A 15,408-nucleotide genomic window follows, 5' to 3' on the forward strand; every position below is an offset into this window, starting at 1 on the left:
TAGAGAACAGTTTCACTATCAACAATAGGAAATTCCTGGATAATAGAGAAATTGAATACTGATTTGAAATAATTAAAACTGAATTATTAAACGATTTAAATGAAAAAATTAACGAATATGTTTTATGCTATAACAATAATAGAATGCAATCAAATTTAAATTGAAAAACACCACAGCAATATGCTAGATGTTTAATAATAAAGAATGTTAAGTTTTATTGTCCATGTTTATATGTTAGCCATTTTTTTATTTAATAAAAATATACTAATTTTTAAAATAATTTTGTATATCAACAATTTTATTTAGTTTCTCTCATGGCAGATCTAAATCATTTCGTCCAAAATGTCCAAATGTAGCCGTTTGAAGATAAATTGGTCTTAGTAAATCTAGAGTTTTTATAATTCCTGACACACTTAAATCAAACAAGTTATTAATCATATTAATAATTTCGGGTTCAGAAAATTTTGAGCTGTTAAAAGTATTGACATAAATTGATTGTGGTCTTGGTAAACCGATGGCATATGAAAGTTGAATTTCGCATTTTTTAGCAATTCCAGAAGCAACAATATTTTTAGCAATATATCGTGCCATATATGCAGCAGAACGATCAATCTTTGTTGGATCCTTACCAGAGAAAGCGCCTCCACCATGATGAGCAAAACCACCGTATGTATCAACAATAATTTTTCTTCCGGTTAATCCAGTATCACCAACCGGACCGCCAATTACAAATCTACCAGTTGGATTTATTAAAATTTCATAATCTAGATTAAAATTATTTTCTTTTAAAACAACATCAATGATTTGTTCTTTAATAAATTTCTTAAACTTTTCTTCTTGGTAATCTTCTTGATGTTGAATTGACATTAATACCTTTATAACTTTAATAGTGTTATTTTCATCATCATATTCAACAGTTACCTGACTTTTCATATCACTCTTAGCATATAAAAAACTTTTGCCTCTTCGAAGTTTTTCAGCGCGTTTAACAAGTTCATGACTTAAAACAATAGGTCATGGCATAAAATATTTATTTTCATTAGTTGCATAACCAAAAAGTATTCCTTGATCTCCGGCTCCAAGCTCATGATTTTCTGATTGATTGACTCCCATGGCAATATCAGCACTTTGTGGATAAATTTTATTAATAATAGTAAAATCACTTTCTTTATATCCAAGTGGTTTTAAAATTTTTCAAGTTTCCTTAATTGTATCTACATATGATGATGTAGTAATTTGACCGCCTATGTATATTACGTCATTATTTGCCAAAACATCACAAGCAACTCTAGCATGAGGATCTTTTTTTAGTAATCCATCTAATATTGCGTCACTTATTTGGTCACAAATTTTATCAGGGTGGCCAGCACCAACGCTTTCAGATGTTAAAATTCTTTTCATATAAAAAACCTTTCTAGCATAAGAGCTGAGAAAGGTTTTATTAAATCAAACTAATATACATGTTAGATTAAAAATCCCTCACAGTCCACCTTACATAATTAGCAGGTTGGCATGCCTCATCGCTTGTTAAGCTGAGCAACTCTATATGCATTAGTTATAATTATATCTAATCTTTTAAAATGTAAATTATTTATCTTGAATTATTTCAATTCCAGGAAGTTTATTGCCTTGTACAAATTCAATTGAAGCTCCGCCACCAGTTGAAATGAATGAAAATTTATCTTCATATCCCAATTTCTTAATTGCGGCAATTGAATCTCCCCCACCAACAACTGAATATGCGTCTTGATTTTTAGCAATAGCAATAGCAATTCCTTTGGTTCCGGCTTCAAAATTTTTGAATTCAGTAACTCCGGCTGGTCCATTTCAAAAAATTGTTTTAGCTGAAGAAATAATTTTGGCGAATTCTTCTACACTCTCAGGACCAATGTCTAGTCCCATGAAACCATCAGGAATATTTGTGTCTTTTGATGATGTATATTGTGGCATTTTGTCAGCATATTCATCAACATAGGCATTGTCAATTGGTAAGACAATTTTATCTTTATATTCATCTAAATATTTTTTAGCGATTTCAACTTTGTCTTCTTCATATAATGAAGTTCCCACTTTAAAACCAAGAGCCTTATTAAAAGTGTATGCCATAGCCCCAACAACCAATACTCTGTCAGCAACTTCAAATAATTTTTCTAGAACTTTGATTTTATCACTAACTTTTGCTCCCCCAATAATTGCAACAAATGGTCGTTTAAAACCGTGGATAATTTTTTCAAGGTGCATAACTTCATCGTTCATTAAAAAACCCAATGCTGATTCTTTGACAAATTGAGCAATTCCATAAGTTGAAGCATGAGCACGGTGTGATGTTCCAAATGCATCATTTACAAACACATCTCCCAAGCTTGCTCAATACTTAGCTAATTCTTCACTATTTTTAGATTCAGCTTGATTATTTAAATCTTCAAACCGAGTATTTTCTAGCATTAAGATTTGTCCAATTTCTAAATTTTGGGCAGCTTCAGTTACTTTTTCGCTCCGAGTTTCATTAATAAAAGTTACATCTTTATTAATTAATTCAGATAATTTTTTAGCAACAATCTCCAATGATTTATTTTTTTTGTCTTCCTCAGTTTTAATTCTACCTAGGTGAGATAAAATAATAATCGCAGCTTGTTGTTCTAAAAGATATTTAATTGTTGGTAATGCTGCTTCAATTCTTTTTGTATTTGTGATTTCACCATTCATAATTGGAACATTAAAATCAACTCTTAAAATAACTTTTCTATTTTTTAATTCGATGTCTTTAATAGTTTTTTTCATATTTCTCCCTTATCTAATATAATTGTATTAATTATAAACTAATTATGTTGTTTTTTTAGTTTGTAGGAGTATTATAATTAACATATGGAGATAACATGGCAAAAATATTAAATGCACAAAAACAAAAAGATACAAGAACATTATCATATGATCCCGAAAAAGATAGCTTGTCGCTTTTAATAAATGAATTTCATGCCTTTAAAAAGAATGCAAAATTCTCAAAAGATTATTCAGAGGCAGAATTATATGCAATTTTTCAAAAAATTCGTTGAATGAAAATTATGGATGAAAAAAACGAATCAATTAGAAAAGTTATATCAAAACGACAATATAAAATTACTTCGAAATATGAAAACTATGTCGATTTTAAGCAATGATCAGATTCACCTTTAGCACAAAAAGCTCGCCCACTATCAGTAAGAACTCGAATTTTTATCATTTTCGGAATTGCTGCTATAGTTATTCTTATGCTACTTATCATTGTCGGCTTGAATAGATGGTTCTAAACTTATGGTTATTGCTGTTTTAGTTATTGTAATTTTAATTGCAATTATTATTGCTACAAATTACATCGTTATTTTAATAAAGTCTTTAAATAAAAATAAGACTGCTAAAAAATCATTAGGTGAATCGACAAAAATTCGTATTATTTACCAATTAAAAGAAGCTATTGAATATTTATCAAAAAACAAAACTGGGGCAATTATTACAATTGAAAATAAAGATAATCTTGATTTGCTAAGAACAGATGGAGTAATTGTTGATGCCAATATTTCTTCATCTTTGATTATTTCGATTTTTAACAAACACAGTCCATTGCATGATGGTGCTATCATTATTCGAAATAATAAAATTTATTATGCTGCTACATACTACAAAATTACTAAGAAGTCGATTGACAACCGTTACGGCGCAAGACATAGAGCAGCTATGGGAATTAGTGAATTGTGTGATGCGATAACTATTGTTGTTAGTGAAGAAAATGGTGGTGTAACCCTAGCTAGAAACGGATTATTTACACCAATTCCAATTAGTAATCTACAAGAATCATTAGTTGATATTTTTAAAGATTCAGAATAAACACACAAAAAAGATAAATTTTATTAAAATTTAATATTTTAGGATTATAATAGTAGAGCAAGATATTAATGAATATTGAGCATTATGTATTTCTTAAGTTTGTGATATATTTTATGATTTCTTGTATTAGCAAAAGTCATTACTTGTAAAAATAATTTTAGTCCTAAATTTATCGACTTATACTGTTTTTAATATCTGTTTTTTTTATGTTCTCATCCATTTAACATTTATAAATTGTTAATTATTGTTTTTGTTCATTTTTATACAGAGTTTGTTTTAACTAAAAATTTTTAAACATAATGTAATGTTGTCCTTTTATTTTAAATTTTGGTTTTATTAAAAAATAATAATTTTAAACATAATACTAAACTAATATTCCAGTGTAAATTATCCTTTTTACCTTTTTTATTACATCCTATTTCCTTGTTTGTTTAACGAGTAGTTTTTACTCAATAATGATAATTTAGGTAATGACTATTGCTACCGTTCTATTTATTTATTGTAAGAAAAGTAAGGGTAACCTTATTTTTTTTGTTTATAATTAAATTTATATTAAGATAATTAAATCAATATTTTTGTTTTTGCAAAAATTAATTAGAATAAAATTATTAATTAGTTATTATTAATTGCTTAAAAAATTTTTTTTTGTTAAAATTAATATTGCTATTATTATATTTAGAGCGCAATTGGACAGGACATAGATGGAAGGCTATGCTTTAGGTTGGTTAAACGCGTTTAATCTAAGATATAAAATCTTAATAAAAATTATTACTAAAAATAACATTAGAAATGAAAGGAATAATATGGCAAAATTAGATTTCGACCGTTCAAAACCACACGTAAATATTGGTACAATTGGACACGTCGATCACGGTAAAACTACTTTAACAGCTGCTATTGCTACAGTTTTATCTAAAAAAGGTTTATCAGAAGCTAGAGACTATGCTTCTATCGATAATGCTCCAGAAGAAAAAGCACGTGGAATTACAATTAATACTTCACACATTGAATATCAAACAGAAAAACGTCACTATGCTCACGTTGACTGTCCAGGTCACGCTGACTATGTTAAAAACATGATTACTGGTGCCGCTCAAATGGATGGAGCAATCCTTGTTGTTGCCGCAACAGATGGACCTATGCCACAAACTCGTGAACACATTCTTCTTGCAAAACAAGTTGGTGTTCCAAAAATCGTTGTTTTCTTAAACAAAATTGATATGTTTAAAGAAGATGAAAGAGAAGAAATGGTTGGACTAGTAGATCTAGACATCCGTGGATTACTATCAGAATATGGTTTTGATGGTGACAATGCTCCAGTTATTGCTGGTTCTGCTCTAAAAGCTTTAGAAGGCGATGCACAATACGAAGAACAAATTATGGAATTAATGAATAGTATTGATGAATACATCGATGAACCAAAAAGAGAAACAGATAAACCATTTTTAATGGCTATCGAAGACGTATTTACTATTACTGGTAGAGGAACAGTTGCAACAGGTAGAGTTGAACGTGGAGTTCTACAATTAAACGAAGAAGTTGAAATTGTTGGATTACACCCAACCAAGAAAACTGTTGTTACCGGAATTGAAATGTTCCGTAAGAACCTAAAAGAAGCTCGTGCTGGAGATAATGCTGGTTTATTACTACGTGGTGTTGAAAGAAGCGAAATTGAACGTGGACAAGTTTTAGCTAAACCAAAAACAATCGTTCCACATACCGAATTTGAAGCTACAGTTTATGTTCTTAAAAAAGAAGAAGGTGGACGTCACACACCATTCTTCCAAAACTATAAACCTCAATTCTACTTCCGTACAACAGACGTTACTGGTGGAGTTCAATTTAAACCTGGACGTGAAATGGTTATGCCAGGAGATAACGTTGAATTAAATGTTACTTTAATAGCTCCAATCGCTGTTGAAGAAGGAACCAAGTTCTCAATCCGTGAAGGCGGAAGAACTGTTGGAGCTGGATCAGTAACCAAAATTATTAAATAATTTTACTCTTTTAAAATATCGCAACATATTGCGGTATTTTTTTTCTAAATTTTAGTAGTAAAAATTTTTAAATTGATTTTTATTGTGTATAATTTTCTTACTATTTTTTCATACCACTTTTTTTGTTAAAAACATGAAAAAATTATCTTTAAGAAAAATTTTTTTTTATTATAATTTTGGCAAGAAAATAAAAACTCGAAAAGGAAGCGGTTATGAAGATTAAGAAAAATAAAAGATTTATAGCATCTGGATTTTTTGCTATATCAGTTATGTCAACAACAATTCCACTAGTAGCAATTAGTTGTACAACAGAATCAGAAAATTTCGTGATTAGAACATCAGGATATTCAGATTCAATGACAAAATTAGCTAATAAGTCGATATCATTAGCAGGAGCTTGAGCTGATGCAAGATTTTATGCTGGTGAATTCGAAAAAGACCTTGTAGCAGTTGGTGCAACTGATTACATTTCAAATGATGGAATTCAAGCACGTGATGGACTAAAAAAAGGTGATATTGAAGCTCTTCAAGAATTATTTATTAAGACAATTGAAGAAGCTGAAAAACAAGCTAAAGAAAATAAAGTTAGTTCATTAACTTATGAAAATAAAGGAAAAATTAGCAGTATTTTCAAAATTTATAACCACGACGGTTATTCAAAAGTTGCTTTAGATAGTGAAATTTCATATAACTCAGTTGGAAATAAGAAAAAGGCTTATCCAAAAGCCTTAACTGAAGGAAGTGACTATTTAGAAATCAAGGATAATCAAATTGTTCAAAAAGCGAACGCAAAAAGAATTAAAGTTGCCTTCATTCCATCTTCAGATGCTACTTTAGTATCTCAAGCAACCGGAAAATTGCAAGCATATTTTAACAACACATTAAAACTAAATTTTGATATTACCGTTGCAACAGATTACAATGCGGCAGCAGAATCACTTGCGTCAGGTTCATATGATTTGGCATTTTTACCAGTTGATACTTGAGCGCAACATTCAGGAAATTCTAGTTTCATTTTACAAGCTGGACGGGATGTTCAAATTATAGATCCATATATTTCGACATCTAATCCTTCAACACCAAAATTTACTTCTAATGACGAAAAATTACTTATCGAAGCGATTAACAGTTATAAAGTTTTTAATGCCAACAATAAAGACAGAGCAATTTATATTAATAGCGACCCAACTAAAAACCCAACTGCAACAGTAGATGGATATCCACAAGAACTTAAGAGTGCCGTTGATGCTTTAGCACAAGAAAAAAAATTACCAAAAGTTGGATATTACCGTGCATATATTTTCGCTAATAAAGACTCAGAGATTTACAAGAAAATTGAAAAGGCATTAACAGAACAAGGGTCAAATTGAAAATTAAATTGAAGCGATGTTAAAGGGGACATAATCTACGGTTACACATCAACAACATCGTCAGCCTCTTTTACCTATCCGGAGCAATGATTTAAAAAACATTTTGAAGGGTTTGAATCATTTTTAAAATAGCTTATGAATAAAAAAATAACAACTAAAGAAAATATGGAAAATTGGGATATAGTGTGAGATGGTGTTGGAAAAATTTATCCTAATGGTACAAAAGGATTAACCGATATCAATTTAACAATTAAACAGGGCGAATTTGTTGCAATCATCGGTTTGTCTGGAGCTGGTAAAACTACATTAATTAAAACAGTGAATAAAATCAATTCAATTTCATCAGGAACTTTAAAAGTTGGACCGTATAATGTTAACACGTTAAAAGGGAAAGCCCTTCGTTTGTTTCGTACAAAAATTGGAATGATTTTTCAAAACTACAATTTAATTGAAAATGTCTCAGTTCTTCAAAATGTTTTGGCTGCACGTTTACCACAAATGAATTGATTTAGAGCTTTGTTTGGAATGTATGCCAAAAAAGATGTTGACATTGCCTATGAATCTTTAGCTCGAGTAAACATTCTAGAAAATGCTTATGATTTAGCAAATAATTTAAGTGGTGGACAAATGCAGCGGGTAGCATTAGCAAGAACACTAGCTCAGAAACCAAAAATTATCTTGGCTGATGAACCAGTCGGTGCTCTTGATCCAATCATGGCGAAAAACGTTATGGATGGTTTTCTAGTCGCAAATAAGCATGATAAAATCACTATTTTAGCAAATTTACACCATGTTGATTTAGCGTTGCAATATGCTGATCGAATTATTGGTGTTAAAAAGGGAAAAATTATTTTCAATGACACTTGGGATAAAGTTAATTTAAGTAAATTAAAAGAAATTTATGGTAATAAATTAGAACAATTTGATAAAGAACAATTTACCGAAAATGAGCGAAAAAGAAAAATAATTCATAGTGAAATTATGAAAAAAATTAAAAAATTATCAAGAGGTATGAATGAAAAACAATCAAAAAATTAAGTATAAAACTTCACTTAATTTTGAGAAATTTGTTAATTATTTTCAACCTAAATTTATTGATATTAATGGTCAGAAAGTAACCAAGAAATTTCCATGAAATAGAATTTTTTGAAGTTTAATTGTTTTAGTCTTAATTGCTTTAATTATCAGTCTAATTAAACCGGATTTTCAAAATTGAACAATTTTTTGAAAATCAATTGGAAATTTTTTCGAAGTAAATAAGGTTATTGAAATTGGCTCAACAAAAATTACACCTTATCAAACGTTTGTAAAATCGCTTCAACTATTGTGGCGGACAGTTTCCTATTCGATTCTAGGAACAATTTTAGGAATTGCCATTTCAATTCCCGTTTCACTACTTAGTTCAAAAAACTTTATTAAAAATAAATACGTTTATTATCCTTTTCGTTTTATTATGTCAGTAATTAGAGCTGTTCCACCAATTGTCTTTGCTTTCATTTTTTGATTTCTATTTTCATCAAGTTTGGCAGCAACACTTTCAATTGCCATCTTTGTAACCTCAATTATGTCAAAATGATTGTATGAGGATTTGGATACCTATGATGTTTCGGCTTATACAGGTATTCAATCAATTGGGAACGGTAAAGTTATTGCTTTCAAAGTGTCAATCTTCCCATATTTAATTAAACGGATCTTTTCATATGGATTCTATTCATTTGAAATGGTGGTAAGATTCGCAGCTATTCTATCAATTGTTGGGATATCGACAATCGGTGAATTATTAGCTGATAATTATGCTACAATCAATAATTATTCTCATATGTCAATTGTGATATGAATTTTAGTTTCTTTCATGATTATATTAGAATTTATTAATTATCTAATTAAAAAATATTTTCTAGAATTTTCGGCTAAACACCCTAACATTGACGAACAATTATCATATGAAGATAAACTTAAATCACTTAAAAAACAAAAACCAAAAATTTACATTTGAAAAATTGTTTTTGGAATAGCCTTGTTAGCGTTGATATGTGCTTCATTGGTTCAAGTTAATTGAGCAATTGGTAATTCCATTAAGATAAGTCAATTTAAAACGGGTATTTCGAAACTATTTAATCCTGATTGAACACTTTTTCAAACTTGAACTAATTCCAAAACCAATCCAGTTGTTTTAGGTTTTGAAGCGCTATTAGTAGCTTTTGCGGCAACATTAATTGGTTTTATCCTAGCATTTATTTTTGGGATCTTAGCCTCTAAAAATGTCAATAAATATTTTGCATATCCTTTTAAATTAATTATTATTACTATTCGGGCAATTCCACCATTTACTTTTGCACTACTATTTCTAATTCTTTCTAAGGATTCAAAAATTTTTGCTGGCGTTTTAGCTCTAGGAATACATTCAATTGGAATGTTGGGAAAATTAGTTATGGAATCAGTTGAAAAAATTCCGAATAAGGTTTTCCAATCCCTTGATTCACTTGGATCATCTTGGTTTCAAAAAGTTTACTATGGTGTAGTTAAGGCAATCTTACCACAAGCATTATCGAATTTCTTATATCGTGCTGAACTTAATTTTAAATCAACAGTTGTTATTGGTGCCGTCGGAGCAAGTAATTTTGGTTTTCAAATCTCAATTTATTCAGCTCAATTTCAAGACTGAGATAAACTAAGTTCATATTTGATTTTTACAATTGTTATCGTTTTAATTATTGAACAAATTTCAAATCTAATTCGAAATAAATTAATCAAAGGATATTTCTTTGCAGAAAATTCTTGAATTACTCAACGCATCAATAAAGTTACTTTCTTAAAAGCCTTAGCAGTTAATCAAATCACTGAAGAAAATTTTGTACATGATATAAAATATGCTAGATATTTAATTGCTAAATTTAATTACGATAAACTAAAATTTATAGAGGATTTTAATAAAAATCAATACCAAAACATACAAAATTATCATTCCATTCTGCTTCAAAAAAAGGAATTAAATTCTATCTTTAAGCAGAAATACCATGAACTCGCGAACAATCTTAAAAAAATTAAAAGCGATGTTTATAAACAAACAAAAGCAAGTATTTCAACTGAAGTAAAAAAAATTCAGTTTATTAAGCGCCATAAAATTGCTTTGAAATCAGCAAATATTGCTTGTGATAAATATATTGAATCATTCTCAGGAGTATAAAATGAAAGAACAATTTGAAAAATTTTGAAGTTATGTACAATCTTCAAAGTATATTACTTTATGTACACATATTGAACCAGATGGAGACACTTTAGGCTGTGCTATTGCCTTAAAAGAGTTAATAAAATTAAATAGTGATGTTAAAGAAGTAAAAATCTCAGGTGGTGATTATCCAAGAAATTTACAATTTATTATCGATGAGCCAATTGCTTTAGTTGATGATGAATTTTTTAGTAAATCTTTAAAAATAGTTGTTGATACTTCAACTAAATCAAGAATTTTTGACCAACGTGTAATTACAGAAGAATCACTAAAATTAGACCATCATCCTCATGAAAATAAATGACTTTTTGAAATTGGTGGTGATAACTGGCCAGCGACAGGGCAGTTAATTGTTAATTTAGTAAAAGCCTTAAATCTAAAAGTTAATGAAAAATGTTTAGAAGGATTAGCTATGTCAATTATTACTGATACTGAATATTTCAAAGAAAGAAATATAAGTGAAGAAACATTTTATAATATCGGATTTTTACTTGAAAAAGGATTAAACTACAATAAATTGTTAATGGCAATGCATCCAAATGAACAAGAGAATAGTCAAATTCTTAAAGCAATTAAAAATATGCAAGAAAAAGGAATTGTAACATATACAATATTAGACCAAGTTGTCAAAAATGATGTCGTTAGACCACTTGTTGCTAGGGTAACTGATTTAAGTAACACAGAAGTTACCATTGCCTTTCTGAGAAAAGAAGATGGAAATGTTAGATGTTCAATTCGTTCAAAATCATATATTAATGTTTCTGAAATTGCTAAGCATTTCGGTGGCGGTGGTCACTTTAATTCATCAGGTTTCATTATTGAAAATTTGGAAAAAATTGAAGAAGTTATAAATTACATTAATTTAAAGAAATAAATAACAAGTAGTAAGCAACGTTCAAAAATTTTAGATGCAAATTTATAAGTTTGCATCTTTTATTATTAAATTCCATATTTTTTAAATTCCAAAAACATCTTAAAAAATATGAAATTTTTAAGGTTAAATAATAATTTAAAAGATAATATATTGTTTAATTTTCACAAATATCTTTATTATTAAATTCTTATCTAGTAAAATATTAAGATAATTATGATAAGAAAAAATAAGCTTCTTTTAGGAATTATGACGGCAACGACAATTACTGCTGTAACACCAATAGTGGTATCTTGTGCCAAAGATCCAAATATGGTTTCTATTCCTAACGAAAATCGAGATAAATACCAACAAATTATTAAATGGTTTAATGAAATTGCGTTATCGGATTTGGATATTCAAAAATTTCCACAAGAGTTATCGAATTTTAAACAAGATGAATATTATGATACATATTTAAAAAAATGAAATTTTGGAGCTGATGACTTTAATTTAGCTAAAGAAATTGACGAAGAATTCATTTTTAATAAAAATAAGGGTTTCTATAAAAAAATTCAAGATAATAACTTATTAAATTTTTTTAATAGAAATTTCAAAATTAGATTAAGAGTAGCAAAACAAAATCTTAACATTTTACTAAATATTAGTTTGATTCCAATTTCAGAGTATGAAAGAGTTAAGAATTTTAATAATCGTGATTATTTTTTAGTTAAATACTATGATAATAAAAGCATATTTTTATCTCTTGGATTATTTAATTTGGAAATTAAGGAAAAATCAAAAGAATTGACAACGTTTGAATTACTATCATATATTATTCCGCCACTTGCTATAATTGCGGTCATAATTTATATAGTTGTTGCAATTCAAATTAAAAAAAGAAAACAAAAAAGGAGATAACAATGAAGAATACAAATAATAAAAAACCAATAATATTTTCAGACGTGGATGGAACAATTTATAGTGATTTTAATTTGCAAACAAACACTATAGAAGATGTTAATTTTGCTATTGAAAATGGTGCTGATTTTAATATTTGCACGGGGAATCCAGTTGAAGAGCGAATGCTATCATTATGCGCAGCCTTAAACGCCCAATATTTAATTGGATCATCTGGTGCACAAATATATGATATTAACTCAAAACAAATTGTGAAATCATGAACTATTTCATTTGATTCTTTAACAAAATTAATTGAGTTAGCTAAAAAAATAAAATGTCAAGTTTTATTTTGGGATAATAAAAATTATTACTATTTGTTTGATGATTTTTCGGTTGTGAAAAAAATATCTACTTACCATTTTATTACTGAAGAAAAATTAAATAACACCCCTAAACTTTATAACAATGAATTTATTGAACCAGTGAAAATTGAATTTTATTCAACTGAAAGCACAGAAGATGAATCATATGCGAAAAATATATATGAACATATCAAAGCAATCGATACAGTTTCTATGGTTCAAACTTCATCTAATGTGGAAATTTCACCAAAAAATGTTAACAAAGGATTTGCCATTAAATGAATGATGGAAAATATTTATTCAAAAGCGGAAATTAAAGATATTATGACTATTGGCGATAGCAATAATGATCTATCAATGATGCCAATAACTAATTATTCATATGCAATGGCTAATTCTTCTCAAAAATTATTAAATATAGCTCACTTTTTTACTAGTGCTGTTGAACAGAATGGGTTAGGTGAAGCGATATTGGATTATCTATATCGTTTAAAAAATATAGTTAAAAAATATATGTTACATAATTTTAGTAATAGCAAGGGAGATAAATAATGATTACAAATAGATTAGGAAAAAATTATTTACTAAAAATATCAAATGGAAATAAGGTAATTGACCCATTTGATTTTAGTATTGTTGATGTTAAACCGGCTTTTAAATTTAAAAGCGATTTGGAAATGGTATTAAGTGATAATCTTACTTTTACTGATTTGGCTAATTTCTTGGATTTTGTTTTTGGATTGAATAAAATGAAATTGGAGAGTTGATTTTCAATTGGCAAACAAAAAATTGTTATGTTTAATAAAAATGTTTCATTTGAAAATTATGGTGATTATAGTTTTATTTATGAATATGAACCTTTAATTTTAATATTTAAATTTATAGCAGAAAAAAATGTTGACGATTTTAGATACAACGTTATTCTTAAAAATGGGAACATTTTTTCATTAAATATTTCAGCGAGTTTATTCAAAGGCAATATTAAAGAAATTTACGATCATATTACAACATATTTTTGAATTGCTGGCATCGAATTTAATAAAGATAACATTAATTTAGAAAATGAATATGCTGACATACTATTAACTAAATTTAACAAGAAAAAAAGTGATATCCCAGCTAAGTTGCCGAGAATTGGTAAAATTGAAAATTTCGATAATTTCCTTGAAACTGTAAATGATCATCAGATTGGTGATTTAATTTTTCCAATTGAATATCGAACTGATTTAGATGACAATCTTTGATTTAAAGATGTTGAAGATTCAGAAAAATACTACTATGAAACTCCACAAAATAAACAAGTTAAGAATCAAGAACATAAAAATGAAAATGAATTTGAAAATATGTTTAATGATAAAAATATTTTTGAAGATCCAATGGGTTCATTAGAAAAAATGGTTGGTGATTTATACAATGCTGCTAAGTCTATGGGAATAAGTGATTCGGAAATGGAAGATTATTTCAAAAAAACTTTTGAAGAATTTAAATCATTTACACTTCCATCATTTGACACTCCAAATAATATGGAGAAATCACTTATGGATGCCTTACATAAAATCATGAATAAAAATGTTAAAAATAAACCAGAGACAAAAATTAATGTAAAAACTGAAATAAAAGAGGAGTCTAAATCAACTTTGGAATCAGAGACAAAAACTAAAAATGAAAAAAACGAATCTGAAATTAACTAATTAAAATGAATGATAAAAAATACTATTTAAAATATAAAGATGAAGTTTGTTTGGAATTTATTTATGATTACTATAATAAAAAAATAAAAATAACAAACATTATTAATGAATATGCCTTTATTCCTAAAAATCTTCGAGAATTCTCGCAAGAGGATTTAAAGGATTTTTTGTTGTTTCATAATTTTATTCCAAAAACTAGATCAAATTATTTGAAACTACATAAAAATGTCACTGACAAATTTGAATTTTATGATAAATTATTAGGTTTAAATTTAAATAATTGCTTATGGATATGTTCTGAAGAATCTAATCTAAAGTGAAGTGATATTAATTATTTTGACCATTTTAGAAATGAATTATTTCCAAAAATATTAAATGATGATGCTACAATATTCAATCCCTTAAATTACTGGTCGCCTGATTGATTTACCAATGGTGAAGCATTAAAGTCATGATATCAGGAAAATAATCAAATTTATTTATTAAAATCTCCAATTATGTTTTTTAATAAGCCACTTTATAATAATTTTTCAGAATATTTTGCTTCACAAATAGGCGAACTTTTGCTTTCAAATGCTGTTAAATATGATTTTTTTAATTTTGAAAATCAACTATTAACAAAATCTCATAATTTTTGTTCTAGTACAATTAATTATTTTTCTTTTTCACAACTAATATTTAGTCACGAAAATATTGAAAAACATTTAATTGAATTATATGGTGAGAATAATTACGAAGATTTGATGGTTTTTGATGCTTTAATTTTTAACGCTGATCGTAATTTAGGAAACTTCGGTCTTTTATACAATGCTGAGTCTAAAAAATTTGTTGGACCTGCTCCTATTTTTGATTTTAATAAAAGTTTAGCATATGATTTTCCGATTTATCAAAACAAAATTGGTAAACAACAATTAGAAAATTATTCCAAGAGATTAACCTCATTTTATGAATCATTTGATTTACAACTGGAAAAATTTGCTAAACCTCGACATAAAGTTTGAGTTGAAAAATTAGAAAAATTCAAATTTAAAAATACTAGTTATGTTAAAGATAAAAAATATATAAAATTTATAAAAGCAATAATTAAAAATCAAACTAAAAAGCTTAAAAAAATTTTAGAAGGGAGTAATAGTAAAGATATTTAA

13 protein-coding genes are annotated in these 15,408 nt (G+C 27.7%); 11 read left to right on the plus strand and 2 right to left on the minus strand.

The features are described from left to right. Positions 1-264: 264 nt before the first annotated feature. Both metK and DA803_RS00570 read right to left on the minus strand, forming a co-directional pair. A complete protein-coding gene (gene metK, locus DA803_RS00565; protein WP_114190705.1) occupies positions 265-1,401 on the minus strand; it encodes a methionine adenosyltransferase in 1,137 nt (378 codons plus the stop codon). A 186-nt stretch (positions 1,402-1,587) separates the two neighbouring features. Continuing rightward, entirely contained in the window at positions 1,588-2,781 is a 1,194-nt protein-coding gene (locus tag DA803_RS00570; RefSeq protein ID WP_114190706.1) for a phosphoglycerate kinase, read from the minus strand. A 95-nt stretch (positions 2,782-2,876) separates the two neighbouring features. Here DA803_RS00570 and DA803_RS05935 point away from each other — a divergent pair, with 95 nt between their 5' ends. From DA803_RS05935 to DA803_RS05965, 11 genes are all read left to right on the plus strand, one after another. Continuing rightward, positions 2,877-3,287 (plus strand): hypothetical protein, encoded by a 411-nt coding sequence (locus tag DA803_RS05935; protein WP_114190707.1) that lies wholly within the window; start codon positions 2,877-2,879, stop codon positions 3,285-3,287. Between the two features lie 4 nt (positions 3,288-3,291). Beyond that, entirely contained in the window at positions 3,292-3,861 is a 570-nt protein-coding gene (locus tag DA803_RS00580; protein WP_114190708.1) for a diadenylate cyclase, read from the plus strand. A gap of 803 nt (positions 3,862-4,664) precedes the next feature. Beyond that, the gene (gene tuf, locus DA803_RS00585; protein WP_114190709.1) at positions 4,665-5,858 is read left to right on the plus strand and encodes an elongation factor Tu; all 1,194 of its coding nucleotides are present in this window, start codon (positions 4,665-4,667) and stop codon (positions 5,856-5,858) included. A gap of 212 nt (positions 5,859-6,070) precedes the next feature. After that, positions 6,071-7,360, plus strand: coding sequence for a PhnD/SsuA/transferrin family substrate-binding protein (locus DA803_RS00590; protein WP_114190710.1), 1,290 nt, complete (start codon positions 6,071-6,073; stop codon positions 7,358-7,360). Between the two features lie 3 nt (positions 7,361-7,363). After that, entirely contained in the window at positions 7,364-8,266 is a 903-nt protein-coding gene (gene phnC, locus DA803_RS05940) for a phosphonate ABC transporter ATP-binding protein (protein WP_114190711.1), read from the plus strand. After that, positions 8,244-10,415: a PhnE/PtxC family ABC transporter permease gene (locus tag DA803_RS05945; protein ID WP_114191189.1), complete on the plus strand. Its 2,172-nt coding sequence runs from the start codon at positions 8,244-8,246 to the stop codon at positions 10,413-10,415. The genes phnC and DA803_RS05945 overlap by 23 nt, the downstream gene beginning before the upstream one ends. Before the next feature lies 1 nt (position 10,416). After that, positions 10,417-11,331, plus strand: coding sequence for a DHH family phosphoesterase (locus DA803_RS05950; RefSeq protein WP_114190712.1), 915 nt, complete (start codon positions 10,417-10,419; stop codon positions 11,329-11,331). Between the two features lie 213 nt (positions 11,332-11,544). After that, positions 11,545-12,228 carry a hypothetical protein gene (locus DA803_RS05955; protein WP_145960816.1) on the plus strand — a complete coding sequence of 228 codons (684 nt, stop codon included), beginning with the start codon at positions 11,545-11,547 and terminating at the stop codon, positions 12,226-12,228. Positions 12,229-12,230: 2 nt separating this feature from the next. After that, a complete protein-coding gene (locus DA803_RS00615) occupies positions 12,231-13,124 on the plus strand; it encodes an HAD-IIB family hydrolase (RefSeq protein ID WP_114190714.1) in 894 nt (297 codons plus the stop codon). After that, positions 13,124-14,263 carry a hypothetical protein gene (locus tag DA803_RS05960; RefSeq protein ID WP_114190715.1) on the plus strand — a complete coding sequence of 380 codons (1,140 nt, stop codon included), beginning with the start codon at positions 13,124-13,126 and terminating at the stop codon, positions 14,261-14,263. Before DA803_RS00615 ends, DA803_RS05960 begins: the two co-directional genes overlap by 1 nt. A gap of 5 nt (positions 14,264-14,268) precedes the next feature. Beyond that, entirely contained in the window at positions 14,269-15,408 is a 1,140-nt protein-coding gene (locus tag DA803_RS05965) for a HipA family kinase (RefSeq protein ID WP_114190716.1), read from the plus strand.

It is taken from the genome of [Mycoplasma] phocae, from assembly GCF_003332325.1.
Taxonomy (GTDB): domain Bacteria; phylum Bacillota_I; class Bacilli_A; order Mycoplasmatales; family Metamycoplasmataceae; genus Metamycoplasma; species Metamycoplasma phocae.